Source organism: Burkholderia sp. 4NA327C6 (assembly GCF_005502655.1).
GTDB lineage: Bacteria > Pseudomonadota > Gammaproteobacteria > Burkholderiales > Burkholderiaceae > Burkholderia > Burkholderia contaminans.
Genome location: NZ_SCNZ01000057.1, coordinates 1 through 25,084, shown reverse-complemented (window position 1 = coordinate 25,084; position 25,084 = coordinate 1). Strand labels below are relative to the sequence as shown.

Sequence of the window (25,084 nt, the reverse complement as noted above, 5' to 3'; positions counted from 1 at the left end):
ACTGAGGAAATGGAAATGAACATCGCAGGTAATTTGCTGATCGGTCACAGCGCGCGGCGCGGCATGAGCGGCGTGACGTACGCGATCGACGCGTCGACCGGTGAGCGCATGGAGCCGGCTTTCGGCGGCGCGACGACCGACGATCTCGAGACTGCCTGCGCGCTCGCGTGGGCCGCGTTCGACCGCTATCGGGAGACGAGTCTCGAAGCGCGAGCGCAGTTCCTCGAAGCGATCGCGAGCAACATCCTCGAGCTGGGCGACGCGCTCGTCGAGCGTTGCGTCGCGGAGTCGGGATTGCCGCGCGCACGCGTCGAGGGCGAACGCGGCCGGACGGTGGGCCAGCTGCGCATGTTCGCCGGCGTCGTGCGCGCGGGCGACTTCATCGAGGCGCGCATCGATCCGGCGCAGCCGGAGCGCAAGCCGCTGCCGCGTCCCGATCTGCGCCTGCGGCACATCGGCCTCGGGCCGGTCGCGGTGTTCGGCGCGAGCAATTTCCCGCTCGCGTTCTCGGTGGCGGGCGGCGATACGGCATCCGCGCTCGCGGCCGGATGCCCGGTGATCGTCAAGGCGCATTCGGCGCATCCGGGCACGTCGGAGCTGGTCGGCCTCGCGGTGCAGAAGGCCGTGAAGGATTGCGGGATGCCGGAGGGGACGTTCTCGCTGCTGTTCGGCAGCGGCGTGGAAATCGGGCAAGGGCTCGTTCGCGACTCGCGGATCAAGGCGGTGGGCTTGACCGGTTCGCGGCATGCAGGAACGGCGCTGGTCGCGATCGCCAACGCGCGCCCCGAGCCGGTGCCCGTGTATGCGGAAATGAGCAGCATCAACCCGGTGCTGCTGTTCCCGCACGCACTCCAGCAGCGCGGCGTCGAGATCGCGCAGGCGTTCGTGCAGTCGCTGACGCTAGGCGCCGGGCAGTTCTGCACGAATCCGGGATTGATTCTCGCGGTGGACGGGCCGGCGCTCGATCGCTTTATCGCCGCGGCGGCCGAGCGGCTCGCGCAGGCGCCGGCCGCGACGATGCTGACGCCCGGCATCCATCGGGCCTTCGAGACGTCGGTATCGAAATTCGTCGAGCATCCGAGCGTGCAGACCGTGGCGCGCGCGCATGTGCCGACCGGAGCGAACCAGGGGCAAGGCGCGCTCTTTTCGACGACCGCCGAAGCGTTCCGCGAGTGTGTCGAACTGCACGAGGAGATCTTTGGTGCGTCGTCGCTGGTTGTTCGGTGTCCTGACCTGAAGACGATGCTCGCGCTGATCGAGTCCCTGGAAGGGCAGCTGACGGCGGCGCTCCATATCGACGATGCGGATCACGACGCGGTGCGGTCGTTCCTGCCAGCGCTGGAGCGGCGCGCGGGCCGCATCCTGGTCAACGGTTTCGGGACCGGGGTGGAAGTCGGGCATGCGATGGTGCATGGCGGCCCGTATCCGTCCACCGCGGATGGCCGCTCGACCTCGGTCGGCAGCCTGGCGATCCGGCGCTTCCTGCGGCCCGTCAGCTATCAGGACATGCCGGATGGGTTGCTGCCTGAAGCGCTGAAGAAGGGCAATGCGTGGGCGATCAACCGTCTCCTCGACGGCAGGATCGAACTGGCGAAGTGATCGCCTGATGCGGACGCGCGACCGATCTCGGGGTCATGCGTCCGCCAGCGCGGCGATCGTTGCGCTGGTCAAAATCTCCCGGAAGATGCCGACCAGCGGCCGCAGATTGACCTGATGCCAGGCCGCCCACAGCGGTGTGTGATAGCTGAACCACGGAAGTTCGCGCAGCGTGACGCCTTCCGGCACCTGATGACGAAGACTCTGTTGAATCATCGTCACGCCGAGTTCTGCCGTAACGAGTCCCAATGCGGCCAGCGGCTCGGTCGCTTCCACCGTGATGTTCGGGGAGAAGCCCGCCTTCGCGCACGCCGCGACGAAGGCGCCGTGACGCGACGCGGTTTCTTGTTGCGCGACGCCGATCCAGTGCTGCGCGGCGAGATCGTCAGCCGTCAGATCCCGCTTCCCGGCAAGCGGATGCTCGTCGGGCACGGCAAGCACCATCGGATCGTTCAACACCAGCGCCGAATCCAGCTCCGTATCGTCGACGGAAGGCGGGTCGCAAACGAGCGCGATGTCGAGGCTGCGTTCGCGCAAGCCTTCCAGCTGTGCCGCGGAAGAATAGTTGTACAACGCAATGTGCACGGCGGGACGCTCCGCGCGCAGGGTTTTCAGCGCGCGCGGCAGCACGCCGGAGTGCATCGCCGTCTCCAGATAACCGATGCACAGGCCTCCTTCATCGCCTCGACCCAGCCGGCGCCCCAGCGATTCCAGCCGGTTCGCGTGCCTGATGAACGCGCGCGCTTCGCTCAGAAAGGTGTGGCCGTCCCGGGTCAGCCGGATGCGCTGCTGGCTGCGCTCGAACAACGTCAATCCGAGCTTTTCTTCGAACTGGGCAATCTGCCGGCTGAGCGGCGATTGCGAAATATGCAGGCGCTCGGCGGCGCGGCCGACGTGTTCTTCTTCCGCGACCGCGATGAAGTATTGAAGCTGGCGCATGTCGAGCATGTAAGACCTCGTGTGACTCAAGTTTGTCTAATTATGTCTTGGACGGGCATAACTTGGCAACCTAGACTGAGCTCGTTTTCCCTGACAACTGGAGTACCTCATGAGTCTCAAAGACACACTGCCGGCTGGCGTCACCTTGGGTTTCGGCACCGCGCCGCTCGGCAACATGTTCCGCAACATCCCCGACGAAGAGGCCGCGGCGACTGTCGAAGCGGCGTGGCAGCACGGCATTCGCTACTTCGACACCGCGCCACTGTACGGGGCGGGTCTGGCTGAACTGCGTCTCGGCGAAGTGCTGGCCAACCATCCTCGCGACGAGTACGTGCTGAGCACCAAAGTCGGCCGGATCATCCTCGACGAAGTCGAAGACGCCAGCGCGCGCGATCTCGGCGAGAAAGGGGGCCTGTTCGAACACGGCCGGCCCAACCGTGTCGTCAACGACTACTCGGCGGACGCGACGCTGCGCTCGATCGAAGACAGCCTGAAGCGGCTGCGTACCGACCGTCTCGATATCGTCTGGATCCATGACATCGCGCAGGATTTCTATGGCGACGAGTGGCTGTCGCAGTTCGAGATTGCCCGCAAAGGCGCGTTCCGCGCGCTGACGCGGCTGCGTGAAGAAGGGGTGATCAAGGCATGGGGCCGTTAACAGGTGCCGGCCCGGTCGGGCGCCGGCCGTGGCGGTATGTCGCCATGCACCGGAAGTGCAGGCGAGACCGTGACGCGGAAAGGCAAGCCGGGCCGCGCCCTAAGCTTTCCCTAAGTTTGTCGAGCTAGGATGAGTGCAGTGGCTGTTCTGTCCACGATTGGCGCGAGACGGCCCGATACTTGGCCCCGCCAAGTCAAACGTGGAAGGAATGGACGACAGGGACGCATTCTAGATGTCGAACGTAGCGGCCGGTGTCGTCGAACCGACAGCACGCACTTGAATTCCGTAACAATGTGAAGGGCTGGAGCCGCGATCGCGGAACAACACGATGAAACTCCATATCAGTGCTTTGCTGGCGTTAGCACTCGCCATGGTTCCAGCGTTCGCGTCCGCAAAGGTTCAGGGTACCGGTATCGCGATCGCGGACGTTACGCTCGAGCGCATCAGGGTGGCGCGTGAGGATCGTGCGATCGACGACGCGCGACACCTAGCGCAGCGACAGGTGCCGACGACGACGCCGAGACGAGCAGGGGACCAGATGCGTGACGCTGAAAGAGCGTTGCCGCGGTAGCGCCTGGACAGCGAGTTTTCCGGCTGGCAGATCAAAAAGGAATGCAGGTCCCTCACGCATACATGCGCGGTTCAAGCGCGCATCGCATGGACCGCGCCTGACGTCAGAACCTTGGGGGGCGCATCATTCCACTCGGTCCGGGTATCTGGCGGAGCGGTCGAATATCGCTCGACGGTTCGAATCCCTGCGTCTCGCGCTGCTGGGCACACCGGAACGACAGGATTTCCGGAATGGCTTGCCGAGCCATTCCGGCGTACCCGCACGTGACCCACCATTCCCGAAGCGGTGTGATCAAGCTGCCCGGCATTCTGAATCAGTGATGCCGGTACAACTGGCCCACGTTATTCTTCCACACATGCTGTCCCGATGCGGCCCGATTTTCAGGATCGCTTCCAACACCGCTCCCTGTTCGTTCAAGCGAGATACGCCGCTCGGCGGCCAGAAGAGAGTCGGGGTAGTTGGGATCCTTGCGCTGCGGAAAATATCCGGCTTTTTCGATCTGAATCAGTTGCGCCCGCACCTGCGCGCGTGTAAGCGGAACGTTGTCGGATTGGGCGAACGATGCCGCCGGAGAAAGCACGGCCAGCGATAGGACGAGCAGCTTGAGTTTAAGGTTCATGATCGGTCTCTGTATGAAGTTACGCATTTCCGGTACGAACACACGAGATTCGCAACCGGCATGGCAAGCTTGACAGTTCAACCTTAAGATGCGGTTAACTATAAATATAGGAAACCGATATATTTGATTGACATTGCGGTTATGAAGATAAATTCAGGACGGAATTCTGAAGCATGTTCGCGTTGCGCATCATTCGCCATTCCGGCGGTTTTTCATGCAGAAAAATTGCATAGCTAAGGTAAAGCTAAGTCTCCCTTCGTACGCTTCGACTTGCGCAAGTTCCTGCGCTTCTTCGGAGAGAAATCATGAATCGCTACATCAAACTTTCTGTTCTTGCCGCTTTGGCTGCTACGAGCGCCGCAGCAGCTTATGCCGCGAATGGCAACGGGGAAAATGACGCCATGTCGGTCGTGCACGCACCCGTAACCCTCGCACAGGCGGTGACTGCTGCCGAGCGGCATGTGCACGGCAAGGCTGCCCGAGCAGAGTATGAAAATTCAAAGCAAGGCTGGGTGTATGACGTCGAGGTGGTCAGCGACGGCAAGGCATACGACGTTCGTGTCGATTCGAACAACGGAACGATCCTCACGTCCAGCATCGACAGTTCCGACCGCGACGGCCATGACGCGCTCGACTAAGGGTTGGTCCCGTGCATTGCAGGATGCATTGACGCGATGCACGGGATTCGTTGCATGGTCGGCGCATTGTTAACATGCACTTAAGGTGGGCGGCGGGAGAATTTGCCCGTACGTTGCAATGCAAGGCTATCGATTGCATTTCGCTTTCAAGTCTTCATACCTTGGTGTCAACAATGATTGTTAGCACTCTGTCGGGCAGATGGAAATCGGCATCACTGTGCGTTGCGTTATGCGGCCTCATCACCGGCTGCACGACCTATCACGAAAAGCCGCTTTCTCAAGTGTCGACCGCGTTGTCGAAAAACGATCTTGCTCGTTTCGAAATCGATTCCGGGAACATGCCGCTGCCGGAACTCGCGGCACATCGTTTCGACCCGTCCGACGGACTCGACATCGAAGATGTGGCGATGCTGGCCGTTGCGAACAACCCGGACCTGAAGCTCGCGCGCGACGACCTCGGCATTGCGCAGGCCCAGGCTTTCGCGGCGGGCCTCCTACCCGATCCGCAGCTGTCGGTATCGAGCGATTTTCCCGGCGCCGCGGGGCTCGAGCGCGCGTTCAACTACGGATTGAGCATGGACGTCATGGCGATCGTCTCGCGAGGCGCCAACAAGCGGTCCGCGATCGCGACTGCGCGCAAGACCGATCTGGGACTGCTCTGGCAGGAGTGGCAAGTCGTCGCGCAAGCCAAACAGCTCTATACGAAGGCGCGTTACCAGGATGCCGTGCTGCCGCTGCTCGAGCAGGCTCGAGATCTCGACCTGACGCGCTACGTACGGATCGAGCATGCACGGCACGCCGGTAACATGACCGACGACGCCGTGAGTGTTGCGTTGACGACTTACGGTGACGCGCGCAGGCAATACGACGACATGGTCCGGGCCCGCGAGCAGACGCATCACGACTTGAACCTGTTGCTGGGGCTCGCGCCAGACGTCGGCCTGAAGCTCGTCGGCTCGAGCCGGCCGGCCGCACTATCGCGCCCCGCGCTGGACGCCGCACTGGCCGCGCTGCCGAAGCGACGCCCGGATCTGATTGCGCTGCAGGCCGGTTACGAAGCGCAGGAACAGAAATACCGCGCGGCGATCCTGAACCAGTTTCCGAGCCTGACGGTCGGATTTGATCGCGCACGCGATACATCCGGCATCTATACAACCGGCTTCCAGATCGCGCTTAGCTTGCCGATCTTCAACCGCAACCGCGGCAATGTGGCGATCGAACAGGCGACCCGACAGCGCCTCGCCGATGAATATCAGGCCCGGCTGAATGCAGCGTACGCAGACATAGCGCATCTGCGCAACGATTCGCACCTCGCAGCCGTGCAGCTCGCGCAGGACGAGGCCGCGCTGCCGGCGCTTGTGCAGGCGGCCGGGCGCGCACGAAAAGCGTTCGCGGCGCACGACATCGCGCTTGGACAGTACACCGATGCGCAGCTCGCCGCGCTGGCGAGACAGATCGATGCGCAAACGCAACGCGATGCGCTCGCGGAACAGCGTATCGGCCTTCAGGCGCTGCTCGGCAGCGCGATCCCGGACGCATTTTCCACCGATTCCACCCAGCGTTGATCTTATGCCATCCGCTCCGATTTGTTCCCTCTACCGCCGCGCAGCCGCACTGGCCGCCACGCTTGCCTTGCTTGCCGCATGGGCCGGCCCGGCGCGTGCCGACGAACCCGTCATCGCGACGGTCGACGCCGTGACCGTGCGTCGCGCGCCGATCTCGCAACCGGTACGCGCGTACGGCATCGTCGCGGCATCGTCGTCGAGCGTCACCTCGATCAACCTGCCGTATGCCGCGCGCATTCGAAAAGTGCTTGTGCTGCCGGGCCAGACGGTGGCACGCGGCGCGGCGCTCGTCGTCGTACAAGCCGACCCCGCCGCGGTACTGGCGGCTTCGCAAGCCACCAGCGCGCTGACGCTCGCGCATGGCGAACTCGAGCGTACGCGCTCGCTGTTCGACGCCGGCCTCGCAACGCAATCGCAGCTTGCCGCGGCGCAGAAGGCGCTGAATGACGCGCAGCAGGGACTGGCAGCCCAGCATCAGATGGGGGTGCGTGGCGGAGACGTTACGATCGCCGCGCCGTTTGCAGGCGTCGTGTCGCAGTTGACCGCACTCCCCGGCGATCAGATCCAGGCCGGCGCAACGATCGCACAGCTCGCGGCGGTCGCAAATTCGTCGAGCCGGCAAGCGAATGTGACGCTCGGTGTCGATCCGTCGGCAGCGGCGTCGATTCACGCGGGAGATGCCGTCGTGCTGCATGGGTTGTCGACCGCGCTCGAGCACGCGAATCCGGCGGGGCGAGTCGTCGTGGCGGGCGCGGCAATCGATCTGCAAAGCCAACTCGTGAACGTCGGTGCGAACGTACCACTCGGTGGCACCGCGTTTATACCGGGAACACATGTGAGCGCCGATATTGCGACGCAGACCGGGACCTGGTGGGTGGTGCCGCGCACCGCGGTGTTGAGCGACACGAAGGGGGCATACGTGTTCCAGGTGACGCCGAAGCACACTGCGCAGCGCGTCGACGTCGTGGTGCGCGTGGAGAGCGGTAACCGCTATGGCGTCGACGGACCGCTTGACGCGGCGGAACCGCTGGTTGTCACCGGCAACTACGAGTTGCAGAACGGGATGGCAGTGCGAATGGCCGCAGGTGCGCGCCAATGAATTTCGGCCAATGGATGCAGATGCATCGACGATCGCTGCTGTTTGTCGTGGCGCTGCTTGCAGTCGCCGGCGCGCTGACGGCCTTTCGGTTACCGATCTCGCTGTTTCCGAACGTGTCGTTTCCGCGCGCGGTCGTATCGCTCGACGCGGGTGACCGGCCGGCCGAACAGATGGCGACGCTTGTCACGATGCCGGTCGAAGAAGCGCTGCGACGTGTGCCGAACGTGCGCGATGTCGAGTCGAGGACCAGCAGAGGTTCGGCCGAGATCTCACTGAACTTCGACTGGGGAACCGACATGGCGCAGGCGACGCTGCAGGCGCAGTCGGCCATCGCTGAGATCCTGCCGTCGCTGCCACCCGGTACGAAGATGCAGGTGAAGCGGATGGACCCCACCGTGTTCCCGGTGCTTGCCTACAGCCTCACGTCGTCTCGACAATCGCTTGCGCAACTGCGCGATCTTGCTCAGCTCCAGTTGCGGCCGCTTCTGTCGTCGGTCGACGGCGTCGCGCGTGTCGAAGTAACCGGCGGGGCTCAGGACGAGCTGCAAGTCGCCATTGATCCGGCCCGGCTCGCAGCGTACAAGCTGTCGGTCGAGGACGTATCGAAGGCGATCGGCGCGGGCAACGTGCTGATGGCGACCGGTCGGATCGAGGATCATTACAAGCTGTATCTGGTTGTCGCGGATACCACGATTACGTCACTCGATACGCTTCGCAACGCAGTCGTGTCGTCTGCGGGTGGCAATCAGGTACGCGTCGGCGACATCGCGACGGTGTCGCGAGGCACGGTTCCGCAATGGATACGGGTCACAGCGGACGGGCAGGACGCGGTACTGGTCAACGTATTCCAGCAGCCGGGTGCGAACAGCGTCGCGATGGCCAAGGCAATCCGCGCGAAACTGGGCGCTTTCGAGAAGCAGATGCCGCCTGGCGTGCACCTGGCGAACTGGTATGACCAGAGTCAGCTCGTCATCGCATCGGCATCTAGCGTGCGCGACGCGATTCTGATCGGCGTGGTACTGGCCGCGATCACCCTGTTTGTTTTCCTTCGTAACTGGAAAATCACCGCGATTGCCGTTGCGCTAGTGCCTGTCGTGATGAGCTCGACGATCCTGCTGCTCGATGTGTTCGGAATGGGCTTCAACATCATGACGCTCGGCGGGATGGCCGCGGCGGTCGGACTCGTGATCGACGATGCGATCGTGATGATCGAGCACATCGCGCGGCGCGTGCGCGAGGCCGGCACTCATGCATTCCACGGCCGCGTGATGAGCGCGGCCCTCGAATTTACGCGTCCGCTAGCGGGATCGTCGGCCGCGACGCTGATCATCTTTGTGCCCCTCGCGTTCCTGTCAGGTGTGACGGGTGCTTTCTTCAAGGCGCTATCGATCACCATGGCGAGTGCGCTGTTCATTTCGTTTGTCGTAAGCTGGCTCGCCATTCCGATCCTGTGCGATCACTGGCTGACTCCCGCCGATGCGGAGGAGCATCGTGAGTCGCGTCTGTCGCACTGGATGAATATTCGCTATGCGGCCCTGATCGAACGAGTAAGCGGCAAGCCGTTGCTTGCCCTGGCAGGTGTGGTGCCGCTTCTGATCGTGGCCGCGCTGGCGTTTACGCGTGTCGGCAGCGGGTTCATGCCGTCGATGGACGAGGGCGGGTTCGTGCTCGACTATCACACGGCGCCTGGAACATCCATAACCGAAACGGATCGTCTGATGCGTGAGGTCGAGACGATCATTCGCGAAAACCCGAACGTCGCGACGTATTCCCGACGCACCGGTGCAGGTCTCGGCGGCGACCTCAACGAACCCAACAGGGGCGACTTCTTCGTGCGCCTGAAGTCTGGTTCCCGCGAGCCGATTGATACGGTAATGGAAGAGATCCGGTCGAAAATCGAAACGAACGTTCCGGGCGTAAGTATCGAACTCGCCCAACTGATGGAGGACCTGATAGGTGACCTGACTGCGGTGCCGCAACCGGTGCAGATCAAGATCTATTCGGATGATCCTCACGTGCTGGATTCGACAGCAAGGCGGGTCGCGGCGCGGATCGGAAAAATTCAAGGCATCGTCGACGTCGACGACGGCATCAATCCGGCGGGCGATGCACTCGACCTTCACATCCGGCCCGATGCGGCAGCGGCGGAAGGCATGGATCCGCAGGCGATCGCGCAGCAAGTGTCGGATCTGCTCGAGGGTAACGTCGCCACGCAATTCCAGCAGGGACCCAAGACGGTCGGGGTGCGCGTGTGGGTCGCGAATGCGATGCGCACGAATGGCACGGGGCTCGGAGAACTGCAGATCCGCGCGCCGGATGGGCACCTGTTCCCGCTCGACCGAGTGACCGATCTCGTCACGGTTAGCGGTCAGCCGGAGATCAGCCGAGACAACCTGAAGCGAATGGTAGCCGTCACCGCACGAATCGACGGACGCGACCTGGGCTCGACGATCGCGGACGTGCAACATGCGCTCGGCGAGGCGGATCTGTTGCCGCCCGGCGTGTATTACGAGCTCGGCGGGCTGTATCAGCAACAACAGATCGCATTCCGCGGACTGCTTGCCGTGTTTGGCGCCGCCGTGGCGCTAGTTTTCGGCCTGCTGCTGTTCCTCTACGAACGGTTCCGCGTCGCGCTCGCCGTGATGGCGATGCCGCTGTGCGCGACCGGCGCGGTTTTCATCGGTCTGTGGGTAACGGGTATCGAACTGAACATCTCGGCGATGATGGGGATGACGATGATCGTCGGTATCGTGACCGAAGTCGCGATCTTCTATGTTTCCGAGTTCCAGGCGCTCGTGCGCGATGAAGGAATGGCGCCCGATGTCGCGCTGCTCGCCGCCGGCCGCAACCGGTTGCGGCCGATCGCGATGACGACGATCGCCGCGATCCTGGCATTGCTGCCGCTTGCGTTCGCGCTCGGTCAGGGTTCGGCGATGCAGCAACCGCTGGCGGTGGCGATCATATCGGGGCTGATCGTACAGCTTCCGTTGGTTTTGCTGGTGCTGCCGGTTCTGTTGCGTGTGCTGGTTGCGGGATCCGGGTCGGCAGGACTGTCGGACCATTGAGCCGGTTTCCGAGGCTGGCGACGCGGGAGCCCACGCCAGTGCGGATGCAAGGTTAACTGCATAGAATTTCAGCCGCCCCATGCGCGTGCTACCGTATAGCAGTGGCACGAGCGGGCGTACCGGTGCGCAAAGACGGGCGCGCACCAGACTCCCGACGCCATGTCGCTCGACGAACTGCTCGCGGCGGACTCAACTGTCGTGATGACCGCTCGCCTCGATCCACGGCCTGATGTCGGCGTGATAGCGCCGGCCCAGTTCGTAGGCCAGCCCAACGCCCAGGATGGCTCCCAGTACCACGGATGCCAGCGTCAGCCAGCCATTGAGCACGCCGGCACCGACGAGAGCACCCGCAAAAAACACGAGAACACGCGCCAGCCTCGTCGCGATCGCGCCGACGGAGGCAATTGCCTCGGCGCACGCGACGGCAAGCAACACAGTGAGAACGGCATAGGGGTGGTGCTTGATCGCCATGAGCCAGGTCTGCACGAAACGTCCCTCCTTACCGGCGCATGCCATGTGGGTTGCGGGTGGTCTGCGCCCGGCCCCGGTTTGCCTCGCCTTGTTGCACGCTTGCGGTCACCAAAGCTGTGCCCCGGTCGGGAAATTCCGGTATCGCTGGCTGCCCGTCACTGGCTGCCTCCCGCTTCCCCCTGTGCCGACGATGGCCCGGGTCCAGCCCGTTCGTCACGCCCGAAACGCCCGTAACGCAGTGCCAGGGTTGGCAGCACGATCAGGTTCAGGGCGGTCGAGGTGAGCAGGCCGCCGAGAATGACGATCGCCATTGGCCCCTCGATTTCGTTGCCCGATGCACCGCTTGTCACGGCGAGCGGCAGCAAGGCGAGCGCGGTGACGAGCGCGGTCATTAGGATCGGCACCAGCCGTTCCGACGCACCGCGCACCGCCGTGTTCATGTCCCACGCGAGGCGGTCGATGTGCACGAGGCGCTCGTAGTGGCTGATCAGCATGATCGAATTGCGCAGCGATATGCCGAGCAGTGTGACGAAGCCCACCATGCTGCCGAGCGACAGGTTCGCACCGGTTAGCACCACGCTCAATACCCCGCCCACGAGTGCGAAGGGCAGATTGATCATGACCAGCAGCACGCCGCGACGGCTCTTCATTGCAAGGAACAGCAACAGCGCGATACCGACCAGCGCAATCCCGCCGTACGCGATCAGGTCGCGTTGCGACTGCGCGCGCGCTTCGCTCTCACCGCTGAAGACGGCATACGTGCCCGGCGGCATTTTGATCTCACGATTCACACGCCCCTGGGCTTCATTCACGAAGTCGCTGACTGGCCGATTGCCGAGATTGACCGATACTGTCTGCACGCGCTGGCCACCGTCATGGGTGATCTGATAGCGGCCAGCGACCTGACGAATCGTCGCGAGCGTGGAAAGCGGCACGGCAAAACCGTCGGCATTGCGCACCGCAAGCTTGCCGATGTTGCCGACGGTCTGACGCTGGGCCGGGTCAAGCACGACCGCGACGTCATAAGTACGGCTGCCCTCGTAGATTTGCGCTACGGTGACGCCGGCGTAGGCGGCCTGGATCGCATCGAGCACCTCGACGGGCCGGAAGCCCCAGCGGCTCAGTGCGTCGGGATTCAGCGTCACGTCCAGTTCCGGAATGCCTGGTGGCGAATCCACCTTCACGCTGGCAACGCCGTGGATCGTGCCGATCAACTGGGCGATCTGCTGCGCTGTGCGATCGATGACGTCCAGATTGTTGCCGAACACCTTCACGACCACCGGGGCTGTGGCGCCCGAAATGGTTTCGTCGATGCGCTCCTCGAGAAAGGTGTTGACCGAGGTGGATAGGCCCGGAAAGCGTGACAGCGCCTGGCGGATCCGGTAGAGCGCCCAGCTCTGGCCCGATGCGCCCATCGGCTTGAGGTCAACCTCGAACTCGGAGAGCTGCACGCCGGTCGGATCGACCACACCGTTGGCGCGGCCGGCACGTTGCGCCACGAGACGCACGCCCGGCACCTGCATCAGCGCGTTCGAGACCTGCGTGCCGATGCGTATGGATTCGGCAAGCGACGTGCCCGGCGCGAGCCCCATGTGAACGGTGTAATGGCCTTCGCGCAGTTGCGGAATAAAACTCCCGCTCATGAAAGGCAGCGACGCGAGCGCGGCGGCGCACAAGACCGCGACGATCACCATGATTACCTTCACATGCTGCTCGACTTTCGTCAGCATGGCGATGTAGCGTGTCTTCAGGCGCCCGATCAGGCGCGGCTCCCGCTCGGGCAAGGGTCCCTTCGCCAGCAGCGCGAGCGCCATCGCCGGTGTGAGCGTCAGGGCGACGCCCAGCGACGCCAGCACCGCGAGAATGTAGGCGATGCCGAGCGGTGCGAAGAGCCGTCCGCCGATACCCGTGAGCGTGAGCACGGGCAGAAAGATCAGCATCACGATGAAGGTGGCGAACACCACGGCGCTGCGCACTTCGAGCGATGCGCGCAGCACGATGCGAAACGCTGGAAGCGGCTGGGCCAGGGTGCAGTTCTCGCGCAGGCGCCGGTAGATGTTCTCGACGTCGATGATGGCATCGTCGACCACCTCGCCCAGTGCGATGGCGAGCCCGCCCAGGGTCATGGTGTTCAGGCTAACGCCGAACGACGTCAATACGATGATCGCGACCAGCAGCGACAGCGGTATCGCGACCGCGGAGATCACTGCAGTGCGCACGTTCAGGAGGAACAGGAACAGCACGGCGATGACCAGCACGGCGCCGACGATGAGTGTCGTGCGCAGGTGAGCGACGGCGGCCTCGATGAAGTTGGCAGGCCGGAAGACGTTGGTGTTCACGTCCACGCCTTGCCGGGCGAGCGCGGGCTCAAGTCCGGCGAGTGTCCTTTCGATGGCGCGCGTCACGGCCATCGTGTTGGTCCCATACTGGGCTTCCATCACGACCATCACGCCGGGCTTGCCCATGATCGATGCGGCGCCTACCGCGGGTGCATCGCCCCATGTCACGTTGGCGATATCGCCCAGGCGAACCGCCCCGCCGTTGCTGGAGCTCAGTACGACGCTGGCGAGCTTTTGCGGTGTTGCGATCTGGCCATCGGCGTTGATGGCGATGCGCTGGTTGCTGTTCTCGATGAACCCGGCGCCGTGCACGCCGGTGGCCTGGCGCGCCGCGGCAATCACCTCCTGAATCGACAGCCCATGGCCGATCAGTTTCGCAGGGTCGACCTGGATCTGCATCTGGCGCGTCTCGCCGCCGAATACGATCACGTCGGCCACGCCGGAGGTGCCGAGCAACTGCGGTTTGACGGTCCACTGGGCGATGTCGTAGAGGTCCGCGAGCGAGCGTGTTTTCGACGTGAGGCCGATGGTGCGCACAACGCTCGTTGTCGTGGTGAGCGGCAGGAGCTGGGGGGCTGTGACACCCACTGGAAGCGCGCCCGCGAGCCCGCCAATGCGCTCGGTGACGAGCTGCCGGACCTGCATCACATTGGCGTGGTCATCGAACACAAGCGTGACCGAGGAGAGGCCCTGCATGGACCGCGAGCGAATCGACTGCAGGCCGGTCATGCCGCCCAGGGCATTTTCTACCGGCTGGGTAACGAGCATTTCCACCTGCTCGCTGGTCGTGCCTGGCGCGGCCGTCTGCACGATGCTCATCGGCGGCGCGAATTCAGGAAAGACGTCGAGCCTGGCGCGCGTCAGTGTAAAGAGCCCGTAGCCGGCGGCCACGACGGCCAGCGAGAAGATGACGCCGCGAAAGCGCAGCGAAAAGCGGATGATCGCGTTAAGCATGGGACGTGGAGTCGCGTTGTTCTGGCCGACGCATGTACAGGTCGATCGCAGGATCAGTCATCACACTCAGGCGGATCCTTGCAGGCGGTGGCGATGCCCTGAGGCTTGAGCTCTTCAGAAAGCAGCAGCTGCGCCCCCTGCGTCACGATCTGGTCGCCGGCGTGAAAGCCAGACGTCACCATGAAGCCGTGGTCGCCCTCGGTGCCGGCCGGCACGTAGCGCCGCGTAAAGCGCCCGGGTGCCGTGCGCACATAGGCCCACGTCTGGCCTCCGTACCACACCACCGCCCGCTGCGGGATCATCAGGCCGGACACGGCCTGGCTCGATGTCGGCACGCGCGCGCTCGTGCGCAGATTGGCTGGCAGCGCGGCATCGGCGATGTAAAGCCATGGGTTGCCCTGCACAGCAGGATCGGCAAGCGGCGAGGCGGAAAGTCGTTGGGCCGGCACCCAGCGGCCGTCGGTCGTACCGACGACGATGCGCTCGGGCGGCGCCATGCCAAAGCTTGCGGGCAACGTGACACGCAGCACGACCGCCTGGCCCGACTGGAGGCGCTGGAACAGCTTCGAGGCGGGTGCCGCTGTGGCATTCGCGAGCGCGTCGCCGAACTGCTGCCGCACTGTGCCCTCAAGGCCGGCCAGCGTGACCCGGGCGGACTGCAGCTTTGCGTCGTCACCCTGCATCGCTGACTGTGCAGCCTGCAGACTCTTCAGCGAAACATTACGGTCGTCGGCGTATAGCGTGCGGCTGCCCTGGTACTGCGTACGCGAACTGACCGCCTGCGCGGTGAGCGTGTCGACGTTCGCGCGCGCGCTGGCGAGCCGGTTGCGCAGATCGAAGAGCGGCTGCAGGTCGATCACCGTGGCGTCGGCGCTGATGCCGGACTGGCTCGTGACAGTTGCGAGCGGCGCAACCTCGATGTGGCTGGCGCGCTGCGCTTCGGGGCTTACGACCACGACCGTTTCGCCGTTGACCGTTTGCACCGCAGACGGTGGGGACGACGGCGCATCGGCGGTTGTCGAGGCTCCCGGATCGTGAACTGCCTGATAGATGTACCAGCCCGCGCCCGAGGCGAAGGCCAGCGAAATGACGGAGAGAAGAATCAGTCGGAGTTTCATCGTGTTGTCTCCTCACCGAGGGTGTGGCTCACTGCCTCATGGCCGACGGGAGCAAGCGGGCTCTGCATTGCATCTTCGAGCGCGCCGGCGGCCTGCTGGACGGCGACCTCGGCGTCCAGCCGCGCGGTCTCGCTGGTCTGATAGTCGGCTTTCGCCTGCGTGAAGGTCAGTCGGTCCGTACTGCCGCTGGAGAAAGCGGCCGCCTGGCTGTCGAGCTGCCGGCGGGCACTCGCCAGATGGGCATCGGACAGCTGCAGCGCTTCGAGGCTCGCCTGGTAGCGCGTCAACGCGTGCTCAAGATCGCCGAGAATCCTGTCCTGCAGCGCAGCGGTACGCACTGCCGCCTCCCTGCGCTTCGCCTCGGCTTCCTTGATGCCGCCCTGGTTCCGGTCAAAGATCGGCATCGTGATACCGGCGAGTCCGAAACCGATCTTGTTGGTGCCCGTGTCGTAGGTGTAGCCGGAGCCGAGGTGAATGTCCGGATACTGTTTCGCGACCTCGAGCTGAAGCGCCGATTCGGCCGCAGCGTAACCGGCGAGCGAAGCGAGCAGATCGGCGCGATGGAAGATGGCTGTACGCTGCGCATCGGCAGCGGGCGGCGCAGGAGGAACCGTGCCGAACGCGCTGAGGTCGAGCGCCACGCTGTCGAGCGCGGCGACCGGCACGCCGATCGCGGCAGCCAGTTGGGCGCGGGCGTCCTGTTCGGCGCTGCGCGCGGCGGCCAGATCACCCTGGGCCTGGGTGTCAGAAAGGACGGCCGCCTCGACGTCGGGCTGGGAATACTGGCCGACGGCGAGTCGGTGGCGGCTCATCACGGCGATCTGCCGCTGGGCTTCAGCCCTGGCAGACACGAAGGCCATGCGTTCACGAGCGGCATAGACAGCGAGCATGGCAGCGCGCACCTGGGCACGGACCGTCCAAGCCGCGTTGAGGATGTTCAGCCGGGCGGCTTCCGACAGGTGGGTCGCCTGATCGACGCGATAGCCGCGCTTGCCCGCGGTCTCGATCGGGATGTCGAGGGCCGGCCCCCACGTGAACGGAGCGCCCGGTCCGGGGTTGGGCGTCGCGTACTGGAATGGCAGTTGCAGGACCGGGTTCGGAATCGCGTCAGCAACCCGGATACCGGCCTTGGCGGTGCCCCACTGCGCTCGCGCGATATCCAGCGCCGGGCTGTAATACCAGGCCGCCAGGGTCAGCATCTCGCGGTTCCAGCGCGCCGGCGGCCATGATTGAACGTCGTGCCCGAGTTCGTGCGCGAGGTACGTACGCAGCCCGTCGCTCGCGAGCGAGCGCTCCTCGAACTGTCGAGCCATCTGGGCCGACGCGATCGGCTGCGCGTGGTAGGTCGCACAGCCAGACAGCAGGGTAAATGCAATCAATATCGCTCGGTGCATTCCGGCATCCACGAGTCTCGCTGCCCGTTCAGGCGGCCCCAGACCCGGATGCTACGCAACCAGTTGTGAAATTTTCGTCAAGAGGGGGCCGGATAGGCACCATCCCCCGTCCCGGCAGGGCTGCCGACAGGCAGACGCAGCGACACGCGCGTGCCGCGCCCCGGTTCGCTTTCGAGTTTGATCTGCCAGCCGTAACGGCCGCAGATCTTTTTCACGATCGCGAGGCCGATGCCGAAGCCGCGTTCCGCCGCGTGCGTCCGGTCCGCCTGATAGAAACGGTCGAACACATGCGGCAGCGCGTGTTCCGGGATACCTGGGCCGGTATCCTCGATATGCAGCCAGCCATCGGCGTAGGAGACATGCACGTGCCCGTGGTCGGTATGTCGGACCGCATTGTCGATCAGGTTCGAGAGCACGATGGCGAGTGCGGACCGGTTCGCTTCTATTTGCGTACTGGGGGCCACATCGACTACCGGTTCGATGCCCCTGTCGGCCAGGCGATCCGCGAGCGGCGTCAGTGCCGTCCAGATCAAGCCCACGAGTCCGACAGGTTCGACGTCCCGCACCGAATCTTCACGTGCCAGCATCAGGAGCACATTGACCCGCTCGCGCATGCTGTCTGCCGCCCGGTCAATCTGCGCAAGCCGCGCGCGCGACTTGCCACTGATGGCGGGATCTTGCTCGAGCAACTCGCAGCTAGTCTTGATCGCGGTAAGCGGCGTGCGCAGTTCATGGCTGACGTTGCCGGTGAATTCCTTCTCCCGCTCGATCATGTCCGCCATGCCTCGATGGTAGTCATTGAACGCGTCAACCAGCCCGACGAGCTCGGCTTCGTCATACCTGCCAGGATCGATCGATGCTGTCCGTTCATGTTTGAGCGCCTTGACCTGCTTCGCAAGGCTGGCCACCTGACGCACCAGCAGGCCCGACACTCCGAACGAGAGCCAGACTGTCAGCAGCGCGAACACCCCCGTGCCGGCCATCAGCGCGTTGATCACCTTCTTGAAATGCTCTTCGTAACGACTGAAGTTGTAGACGCGGTAGAACCGCGTCGTGCCGAACGGGGCGATCGCAACGTGGATCTCTCGCCCGCCGACGATAATCTCGTGGATTCCGTCAGGCAGCGCGCCGACCGTTGCGGGCAGCGCGATCGGCGGCCTGTCCGTCGTCGAGACGTACCCCCGCAGGCGCTGGTCGAACGGCGGCAACTCGGACGGATCCGCGTTGTAGCCGCGCAGCACGCTGGCCATATCGTCCTGGATCAGCGCGGCGATCAGCTTTTCTTCCTGAGCTTCCGCGAGCACCCTGACGCCGAGCGCCTGGGCGAGGAGCAGGACAATCGCGAGCGCCGAGAAAACGAGCGCGACCTTGACGCGCAGGCTACGACGCATGGGAGTCGTCCGCGTCGAGGCGGTAGCCGATCCCGTGGATCGTCTCGACCAATTCCGTCTCGCCGGGTTGGTTCAATGCCTTGCGCAACGTATAGACGTGCGCGCGCAGCGTGTCGCTGCCCGGCAGCTCGTCGCCCCAGACCTCGCTTTCGAGTTCTGCGCGCGTGAATACGCGGGTCGGGGACTGCATCAGGATGCGCAACAGATGCAGGCATTTGGGCTGAAGCTTGATCGGACGGCCGGCGCGCTCGACGGCGAGCGTGCCCAAATCGAGCCGCACGTCCACGAAGCGAAGTTCCGGTACGGCAACCAGGCCGCGATAGCGTTTGGTCAGCGCGTCCAGACGCGCACCGACCTCCTTGAGCGAGAACGGCTTGACCAGATAGTCGTCCGCGCCATACTCGAAGCCGCTCAGCTTGTCGTCGAGCGCATCTCTGGCGGTCAACATCAGGACCGGCGTGTCGCGATGCGCTTCGTCGCGCAGCTTGCGGCACAACATCAGGCCGTCCATCCCGGGCAGCGAGATATCCAGCAAGATCGCATCCCAAGCGTCAGAAAGGGCGAGGTGCAGCCCTGCAGGGCCACTTGACGCGACGTCGACATGAAAGCCGCGGCCTTCCAGATAGTCATAGACGTTCGCGGCGATCGCTGCGTCGTCTTCGATGATGAGCACTTTCATGAGCGAATGGGCAACGGTAAGTTTCTGCGTGCTTCGGATGCATGTGCCGACCTTGCCGTGCAGGGGCGCATTCCGGTCAGCAAGCGCGTCGATCAGCTCAACCCCGCACATTATCGGAAGATGGTGGATCCTAAAGCACCGTCCCGGTGACCCGAAGGCAGGGCGAGATTACTGGTACGGAAGTAAATCGAACGAAGACACCAGGAAGGTCCCGCCAGCACTTCGGAAAGCGCGAAAGCTGCCTCGAACCAAAGGCTCGCGTCGAACACCAAGTGAAGCTTCCTTTCGTCGAGCAACGCGTTTGTGCGGATTACACGCGTATATTCATACTTTGCCGTTGTTTCGTTGACGCTGACGAGCAGGCGGCGATGAAGATTCGCCACGCATGCGGACGGTGTCGAACGGTATCGTCCGGCCGGCGATGGATCGCCGGCCGGACGACAAACAACGCCGTGGACAGCCCGTCAGTGATGAAGATAGATCGAGCGCGACGCAGCGTGAGTCGTGAGGGCATGCCCCGAGTTGCTACCTGCGGATTGTGCGGAGCCGTAACCTGTTGTGTCGGCCTGGGCAGTCGACTGGGACGAGTTCAGCCGCGCTTCTGCCTGCTGGATGGATTGCGGATAGTGAATGTCTTTGCGGGCCGGGTTGTATCCGGCGTGCTCGATCTGAACGAGTTGTGCACGAACTTCCGCTCGCGTAAGACCTTGTCCCGCGAACGCAAGTGCAGGAACCACCGCAAGTGCCAGCATGACGGTTCGAATGGCGAGTTTCATGGCCGTGATCTCCAGTGAGTTGGGAAGGGCAGTCACACGATGTGCGATGCCGTAGAAACAGCATGCGCCTTCCGAACTGAAGATAATGTTAACGATGACGTTGATGAGGCGGTTCGAAAGTGCAATGCGAATGTGCGGTGCGCGGGCCCAGGTGGGCGTTTCGCGCCGGCCTATCGCAGCGGGAAAGGTGTCGGAACAAAAAAAGACCCGGACTCGCACCGGGTCAAACGAGCGCGGCGAACGACAAGCAACGAATTTCAAGCGTCGATTGTTGCTTGCTGCGTTTACCGTCACTCTGCGTGGACGAACGAAACAAGAGCCGCACGGTATCGAACGGGCGCGGCATATGCACGTTGCCATGCCATACTTAAGTTATCCTTAAGCTTAACGGAAATGGGTAACGCGTAAACTGAACTCTTGATATGAGACTCAGCGAGCGATACGGTGCCCGAGTCCAGGCACTCGCCTGACGAGACCCCTGACTTGATCGAGGACAAGCGCGAAGCCCGCGGCAGCGATGCCGACGCCGAGCACCCACGGAAGGGGAAGCGCGGTCACGAGCACGCCTGAAAGCACGAGACCGCAGACAATCGCGGTATCGACAACCGAGGAGAAGACCAGCCAGCGACTCGGTTTCGAATCCCATAGATGGTTCTGCGCCCGGAGTACATAGATCATTGATTGATTGCCGAACGCGATGGCAAGAAAGGCCAATGTCTGTACAGCGTGCGGCGACAATTGGCCACCGAATGCACCGACTGCGACGATCCCTGCCGAAAACACAAGCTTGCATCCGCCGAAGAACGCCGCCGTAAAGACGATCTGCTTCATGTTCCAGTTCTGAGGCTCGCGTCGCGGCTCGACGTGGTCGGTGGTCAGCGACATCGTCAAGAAATCGTTGGTGACGAGCAGGATGATCATGATCATCGGTGTGATCACCGGTTGGTGTAGCGCGATGAGTCCATATGCCATCAGCAGCACGACCTCGATTTTCTTCACGAGCATGTTCAAGGTGTAGGTGAGCAACCGGCGGAATGCCATTCGGCCCTCAATGATGGCTGCAACGACTCCGGATAGTCCGGGCTCGGTAAGCACGATCGCAGCGGCTGCCTTTGCTGCATCACTGGCGCTCGCCACAGCAATGCCGACTTGTGCCTGACGCAGGGCAGGCGCATCGTTGACGCCGTCGCCGCACATGCCGACGACGTGACCGCTCGCCTGAAATGCCTGTACGAGGTGATATTTGTCTTCAGGCATCACACGCGCAAACACATCGAAACCCGATAGCGCGGCCCGGTTGAATCCATCACCGTGCGGACCGGGCTCCGGGCGCAGTCCGACGTCTCGCGCAATAGCGGTCGCCGTCGCGGCCGAGTCGCCCGTTACCATGACCGTTCGTACCCCCAGATCGCGAAGCGACGCGATCAGGCTTGCTGCATCCTCGCGAGGTGGATCGCTGAGGGCGATCAGACCGGCCAGGACGGCTTGCGTGGCAGCGGCTTCCACCGCAACTGCGATGATTCGGTTCCCCCGGCTCGCCAGGTCATCCGCTTTCCGGCGCACGTCCGGCTCGACATTCGCGATTCTCTCGATGGCCTGCAATGCTCCCTTCGCGACACGCATCTGTCCACCGTCGGAAGCTTGGAAGCAGGCCTGCGACATCTTCGTGTCCGGATCGAATGGCTCGCGACGAGTCATGTGATCCTCGACGCCGATGTTGTCTCTCAAAGCTGCCGCTCGAAGGATCGCAGCATCGAGCGGCTCGTCGCCTGTCGGCTCGCAGGTCAGCGCCGCGAGGTGCAGGATCTGCTCAGTCGTGAAGCCGGGCATCGGCACGATCTCGGCGATTTCCGCCGTGTTTTGCGTCAGCGTACCGGTCTTGTCGGAGCAAAGTACGTCCATGGCTGCTGCTTCGTGGACAGCTGACAGGCTGGTCAGCAGCGCGCCCCGGCGACTTAGCGTAAGCGCACTGAGCGCGGCGGAAAGAGTGAACGTCGCCGGTAGTGCCACGGGCACCGATGCGAGCAGCATCGTCAGCGCGAGACGAAGCAATTCCGCTGTGGCGAAGCCGAGGTGGAGGGCGTAGCCTAGCGCAGCCAGTGCGACGACTCCGTTAATTGCGCCCAGGTTACGGACTGTTGCCAGCACTGTGTGCTGTTCGGCGCTCGGTGCACGCGCGATGCGCACCAGTTCGACGGTCCTGCCGAAATATGTGCGTGTGCCGGTGGCCGCGACAACGCCGAATGCGTGACCGCGCTTCACGATTGCACCGGCATAAATCGTTGCGCCGACCGAAATGTCCACAAGCGCGGATTCTCCTGTCAGCATCGACTGATCGGCGGCGACGGATCCGCTCGTCACGCGCACGTCCGCAGGGGAGACCGAACCGATCGGGAGTTCGATCGCATCGTCGGGCACGAGTTCGGCGGCCGGAATCCGGTGCCATTTCCCGTCGCGGCACACTCGGGCCGTCGGTTCGAGCCGCTTCCGCAGAATCGATAGTGCGGCGGAGGCGCGTTGCTCTTGCGCAAGAGACAACGCGATATTGAACGCAAGGAGCAAGCTGATGATTGCTGCCTCGATATAAGCACCGAGCAAGATTTGCAGGGCAATTGCGCCTTCCAGCAGCCATGGCACTGGCGCCCACAACTTGGTCAGCAGGAGTCGTCTGAAGGAGGGCAGCGTTTCGCCAACCACGTTGGGTCCGAATCTGCCCCTACGCTGCTGCGCTTCGGCGGTCGATAGGCCCGTCGGGATGGCGGTCGTCGTGGATTCGGCTGCGGTTTCCGCGTCCGAAGTACCCGCGACCGAGGATGACGTGCTTGCGGACAATGGCATGTCGCTGTAATCGAACGGTTCGATACGCGGACAACGGCGGAAACCGCCTTCCGCACTACCGAAGCACTGAATAGTCGGCTTGTGCGAGTGGACGCTTGGAGATTATCCAGCGTCGATCCCGCGGCCATTGATGTGCGTCAATACAACTCAGGAATTCCTGCCCTCAAGCTTGTCGAACGTTTTCAGCAGGTCGCTCAACGCTGCCGTGCAATTGCCTTGAATCGGGCGATCAGCCCGCAGCGCTTCGAGGGCACGGTCGATTGCCGTGTCGAGTTCATGCCAATCCGCAGCCGCGCGCGGTTTCAAACCGGCTTCCGCGCTGTCCCACGCAACCTCCAGATCCTTGATGCGTGTCCTGCCGCCCGCGAGATCACCTTTCGCCACGAGAGTGGATACGTCGGTTGCGATTGTACGGAATTGGGAGAGGTCGCCGAGTCTCGATACGTTCGACGATGCGCCGTGCTGCGCATCGGTCGCGCTGGACGCCGGTGCCGCCACAGCAGGACTATCGGTTTGCTTTGAGCAGCCGGTGGCGAGAGCAAGCATCGTGCACGCGGAAAGCGCGACGAGCAGACGTGAAGATGCGATTCGACCATTCATGAAGAAGCCTCGCCTCGAGGTTTGTTGAGGAAGTCACTCGACCGCTTCTGCACGCGCGCGACTGCTGGCGCCGAACTGCGCGAAAGCGACGAGCACGATGATCACGGACAGGAACAGTAGGCTCGTCGATGCAGCACCCAGACCGAACCCGCCGTAATTGCGCGATTGGGTGAGCAGATCGCCGAGCGATGCACCGAACGGTCGCGTAAGGATGTACGCAATCCAGAAGGTGAGCACCGCGTTGACGCCGCTGCTCCATGCGACATACACCAGTGCGAGCAGCACGCCGAATACAACAGTACCCAGCGAGAAACCGAGCCCCAAGGCTTCGGTCGCGAGATCGCCCGCAGCGGTACCCAGTGCGAATGTGCACAGGATCGCGGACCAATAGAACAACTCACGCTGCGGCGTGTCGATTGCATCGATCGACAGCGTCCCTTCGATCCGATACCAAATCGTGAAGATCGCGGCGAGAGCGACGGCGAACACGCTCGTGCTGACATACAGACTGACGCCGAGGCCGTCAGTGAGCAGATCGGTGATCTGGGTTCCGACGATGCTTACCAGGACGACCGTGAGCCAGTAGATCCACGGAGTGCAGCGTCGCGTGCGCATCTGCAGGACAAGCGCTATTGCAAGCAAGGACATCATCAAGCCGCGCGTAAAACCTTGGCCCCAGCCCGCGTTGACGGCCAGGTAGTCGGAGGCAGTTTCACCGACGGTGGTGGACATGATTTTGATAATCCAGAACGCAAGCGTGATCTCAGGAACCTTGTTGAGCCAGCGGGAGATAGGCTTGTCGGTAGCGGGCGACATGGTGGCGATTCCTCAGGAGTTGAGTGCCACGCAGTCTAGCTGAGCAGACTTAGGGGAACCTTAGTGTGGCGGAGAAATCGGAAAACCAGGGCCGTCATATGCGCCATTTTCGAAGGCATAAATTTGACATAAGCTAAACTAGCAATTTTTTAGGGTCGCAAGAAAAATACGTCTTTCGGGCCAGATGCGGCTGCCGCACGGGCGTGCCCCGAATGACCGCGTCGCGCCCGTTTTGTTGCCCCGACTCGTTGTCGTTCTGACACCATCCTTAGGCGATCGACGGCTACAGCTGCCATCCCGACTTTCCCTGTAGCACTTCAATTTTTACCTCGCTACGCTGGGCCGCTCTCATCATCGATGCGGAGCCGCTGATGGATCACTGGCGATTGGCTTATCTCGGAATCCGGCAGGTGCCGCGCGAACTGAGCGAATTCGAGCTCGCCACATTCTTCACGTTCTCCAAGCGGGAGCGTGTCGCCATTGATTCACGACGCACGGACCTTTTTCGGCTCGCGGTCGCATTGCACATCGGCTTTCTGCGTATGACCGGCCGGCCGCTTGGCTCGTACAAGCAGATCCCCACTGTTCTTTGGCGACATCTTGGCCGACAGCTGAACGTGAAGCCGCCAGACCTCGGCACGCTACGTTCACTTTACGATGGCAACCTCAAGACCTTATCTGACCACCAGCGCTTTGCTCGGGACGCCATCAATTTTCGCGCCATCGCGGAACATCAACGTCGGTATGTGATCCGTTGGCTCAAAGAGCAACTCACCGGCCGCCCAGAGCGCGGCCAGTTGACGAACGATCTCAAACGTTGGTTCTACGAGCATCGCATCGTTATACTGACCTGCCCCCTGCAAACAGGGCCAGCCGGAGTCTAGTAAAGTTCGTTTTCGGAGAAGAAGACGAACATGAAGAAGCGCTTTACGGAACAGCAAATCATCGGGTTTCTGAA

Annotated in this window: 18 protein-coding genes and 2 pseudogenes; 8 read left to right on the top strand and 12 right to left on the bottom strand. The window is 63.1% G+C overall.

Going from position 1 to position 25,084, the window contains the following annotated elements; genetic code table 11:
* The first annotated feature begins 15 nt into the window (after window positions 1–15).
* Window positions 16–1,599, top strand: a complete 1,584-nt coding sequence (locus FFS49_RS36075; protein WP_060091169.1) for an aldehyde dehydrogenase (NADP(+)) — start codon at window positions 16–18, stop codon at window positions 1,597–1,599.
* Between the two features lie 33 nt (window positions 1,600–1,632).
* Here the strand turns inward: FFS49_RS36075 and FFS49_RS36070 are convergent, their stop codons facing one another.
* Window positions 1,633–2,544 carry a LysR family transcriptional regulator gene (locus tag FFS49_RS36070; protein WP_060091157.1) on the bottom strand — a complete coding sequence of 304 codons (912 nt, stop codon included), beginning with the start codon at window positions 2,542–2,544 and terminating at the stop codon, window positions 1,633–1,635.
* Window positions 2,545–2,644: 100 nt separating this feature from the next.
* On the opposite strand from FFS49_RS36070, the pseudogene FFS49_RS36065 reads away from it, so the two are divergent.
* Both FFS49_RS36065 and FFS49_RS36060 read left to right on the top strand, forming a co-directional pair.
* Window positions 2,645–3,184, top strand: a pseudogene (locus FFS49_RS36065) (aldo/keto reductase); the annotation flags it as partial.
* A gap of 337 nt (window positions 3,185–3,521) precedes the next feature.
* Window positions 3,522–3,764, top strand: coding sequence for a hypothetical protein (locus FFS49_RS36060; protein ID WP_060091160.1), 243 nt, complete (start codon window positions 3,522–3,524; stop codon window positions 3,762–3,764).
* A gap of 313 nt (window positions 3,765–4,077) precedes the next feature.
* Here FFS49_RS36060 and FFS49_RS36055 read toward each other — a convergent pair whose 3' ends face one another.
* Window positions 4,078–4,383 carry a DUF4148 domain-containing protein gene (locus tag FFS49_RS36055; RefSeq protein WP_081071008.1) on the bottom strand — a complete coding sequence of 102 codons (306 nt, stop codon included), beginning with the start codon at window positions 4,381–4,383 and terminating at the stop codon, window positions 4,078–4,080.
* A gap of 305 nt (window positions 4,384–4,688) precedes the next feature.
* Between FFS49_RS36055 and FFS49_RS36050 the strand changes: the two genes are divergently transcribed.
* From FFS49_RS36050 to FFS49_RS36035, 4 genes are all read left to right on the top strand, one after another.
* The gene (locus FFS49_RS36050) at window positions 4,689–5,021 is read left to right on the top strand and encodes a PepSY domain-containing protein (RefSeq protein ID WP_060091162.1); all 333 of its coding nucleotides are present in this window, start codon (window positions 4,689–4,691) and stop codon (window positions 5,019–5,021) included.
* 113 nt (window positions 5,022–5,134) lie between these two features.
* Window positions 5,135–6,586, top strand: coding sequence for a TolC family protein (locus tag FFS49_RS36045; RefSeq protein WP_325090151.1), 1,452 nt, complete (start codon window positions 5,135–5,137; stop codon window positions 6,584–6,586).
* Window positions 6,480–7,685 (top strand): efflux RND transporter periplasmic adaptor subunit, encoded by a 1,206-nt coding sequence (locus FFS49_RS36040; protein WP_244104448.1) that lies wholly within the window; start codon window positions 6,480–6,482, stop codon window positions 7,683–7,685. The genes FFS49_RS36045 and FFS49_RS36040 overlap by 107 nt, the downstream gene beginning before the upstream one ends.
* The gene (locus FFS49_RS36035; protein ID WP_105819012.1) at window positions 7,682–10,750 is read left to right on the top strand and encodes an efflux RND transporter permease subunit; all 3,069 of its coding nucleotides are present in this window, start codon (window positions 7,682–7,684) and stop codon (window positions 10,748–10,750) included. Before FFS49_RS36040 ends, FFS49_RS36035 begins: the two co-directional genes overlap by 4 nt.
* Window positions 10,751–10,939: 189 nt before the next feature.
* On the opposite strand, the gene FFS49_RS36030 is transcribed toward FFS49_RS36035, so the two are convergent.
* From FFS49_RS36030 to FFS49_RS35985, 10 genes are all read right to left on the bottom strand, one after another.
* The gene (locus tag FFS49_RS36030) at window positions 10,940–11,236 is read right to left on the bottom strand and encodes a hypothetical protein (protein WP_059889796.1); all 297 of its coding nucleotides are present in this window, start codon (window positions 11,234–11,236) and stop codon (window positions 10,940–10,942) included.
* A gap of 140 nt (window positions 11,237–11,376) precedes the next feature.
* Window positions 11,377–14,514 carry an efflux RND transporter permease subunit gene (locus tag FFS49_RS36025; protein WP_060091191.1) on the bottom strand — a complete coding sequence of 1,046 codons (3,138 nt, stop codon included), beginning with the start codon at window positions 14,512–14,514 and terminating at the stop codon, window positions 11,377–11,379.
* Window positions 14,515–14,567: 53 nt separating this feature from the next.
* Complete coding sequence (locus tag FFS49_RS36020; RefSeq protein WP_045577993.1) at window positions 14,568–15,632, bottom strand: metal transporter; 1,065 nt, start codon at window positions 15,630–15,632, stop codon at window positions 14,568–14,570.
* Window positions 15,629–17,026, bottom strand: a complete 1,398-nt coding sequence (locus FFS49_RS36015; RefSeq protein WP_059464115.1) for a TolC family protein — start codon at window positions 17,024–17,026, stop codon at window positions 15,629–15,631. The genes FFS49_RS36020 and FFS49_RS36015 overlap by 4 nt, the downstream gene beginning before the upstream one ends.
* A 77-nt stretch (window positions 17,027–17,103) precedes the next feature.
* Entirely contained in the window at window positions 17,104–18,417 is a 1,314-nt protein-coding gene (locus tag FFS49_RS36010) for a HAMP domain-containing sensor histidine kinase (RefSeq protein ID WP_045577995.1), read from the bottom strand.
* Window positions 18,407–19,096 carry a response regulator transcription factor gene (locus FFS49_RS36005; protein ID WP_045577996.1) on the bottom strand — a complete coding sequence of 230 codons (690 nt, stop codon included), beginning with the start codon at window positions 19,094–19,096 and terminating at the stop codon, window positions 18,407–18,409. The genes FFS49_RS36010 and FFS49_RS36005 overlap by 11 nt, the downstream gene beginning before the upstream one ends.
* A gap of 464 nt (window positions 19,097–19,560) precedes the next feature.
* Window positions 19,561–20,133, bottom strand: a complete 573-nt coding sequence (locus FFS49_RS42790; RefSeq protein WP_224383344.1) for a DUF4148 domain-containing protein — start codon at window positions 20,131–20,133, stop codon at window positions 19,561–19,563.
* A 168-nt stretch (window positions 20,134–20,301) separates the two neighbouring features.
* A complete protein-coding gene (locus tag FFS49_RS35995) occupies window positions 20,302–22,710 on the bottom strand; it encodes an HAD-IC family P-type ATPase (protein ID WP_052691545.1) in 2,409 nt (802 codons plus the stop codon).
* A gap of 147 nt (window positions 22,711–22,857) precedes the next feature.
* Window positions 22,858–23,310, bottom strand: a complete 453-nt coding sequence (locus FFS49_RS35990) for a hypothetical protein (protein ID WP_045577997.1) — start codon at window positions 23,308–23,310, stop codon at window positions 22,858–22,860.
* 33 nt (window positions 23,311–23,343) lie between these two features.
* A complete protein-coding gene (locus tag FFS49_RS35985; RefSeq protein ID WP_045577998.1) occupies window positions 23,344–24,126 on the bottom strand; it encodes a membrane protein in 783 nt (260 codons plus the stop codon).
* Window positions 24,127–24,497: 371 nt separating this feature from the next.
* On the opposite strand from FFS49_RS35985, the pseudogene FFS49_RS35980 reads away from it, so the two are divergent.
* Window positions 24,498–24,971, top strand: a pseudogene (locus tag FFS49_RS35980) (DUF4158 domain-containing protein); the annotation flags it as partial.
* Between the last annotated feature and the right edge of the window lie 113 nt (window positions 24,972–25,084).

Bases quoted from the DNA above. Each gene is read 5' to 3' on its own strand.
- FFS49_RS36020 (WP_045577993.1), bottom strand. From the start codon at position 15,632: ATGAAACTCCGACTGATTCTTCTCTCCGTCATTTCGCTGGCCTTCGCC.
- FFS49_RS36055 (WP_081071008.1), bottom strand. From the start codon at position 4,383: ATGAACCTTAAACTCAAGCTGCTCGTCCTATCGCTGGCCGTGCTTTCT.
- FFS49_RS35990 (WP_045577997.1), bottom strand. From the start codon at position 23,310: ATGAATGGTCGAATCGCATCTTCACGTCTGCTCGTCGCGCTTTCCGCG.
- FFS49_RS35995 (WP_052691545.1), bottom strand. From the start codon at position 22,710: ATGCCATTGTCCGCAAGCACGTCATCCTCGGTCGCGGGTACTTCGGAC.
- FFS49_RS36010 (WP_045577995.1), bottom strand. From the start codon at position 18,417: ATGCGTCGTAGCCTGCGCGTCAAGGTCGCGCTCGTTTTCTCGGCGCTC.
- FFS49_RS36025 (WP_060091191.1), bottom strand. From the start codon at position 14,514: ATGCTTAACGCGATCATCCGCTTTTCGCTGCGCTTTCGCGGCGTCATC.
- FFS49_RS36075 (WP_060091169.1), top strand. From the start codon at position 16: ATGAACATCGCAGGTAATTTGCTGATCGGTCACAGCGCGCGGCGCGGC.
- FFS49_RS36040 (WP_244104448.1), top strand. From the start codon at position 6,480: ATGCGCAAACGCAACGCGATGCGCTCGCGGAACAGCGTATCGGCCTTC.
- FFS49_RS36070 (WP_060091157.1), bottom strand. From the start codon at position 2,544: ATGCTCGACATGCGCCAGCTTCAATACTTCATCGCGGTCGCGGAAGAA.
- FFS49_RS36050 (WP_060091162.1), top strand. From the start codon at position 4,689: ATGAATCGCTACATCAAACTTTCTGTTCTTGCCGCTTTGGCTGCTACG.
- FFS49_RS36015 (WP_059464115.1), bottom strand. From the start codon at position 17,026: ATGCACCGAGCGATATTGATTGCATTTACCCTGCTGTCTGGCTGTGCG.
- FFS49_RS35985 (WP_045577998.1), bottom strand. From the start codon at position 24,126: ATGTCGCCCGCTACCGACAAGCCTATCTCCCGCTGGCTCAACAAGGTT.
- FFS49_RS36060 (WP_060091160.1), top strand. From the start codon at position 3,522: ATGAAACTCCATATCAGTGCTTTGCTGGCGTTAGCACTCGCCATGGTT.
- FFS49_RS36035 (WP_105819012.1), top strand. From the start codon at position 7,682: ATGAATTTCGGCCAATGGATGCAGATGCATCGACGATCGCTGCTGTTT.
- FFS49_RS36005 (WP_045577996.1), bottom strand. From the start codon at position 19,096: ATGAAAGTGCTCATCATCGAAGACGACGCAGCGATCGCCGCGAACGTC.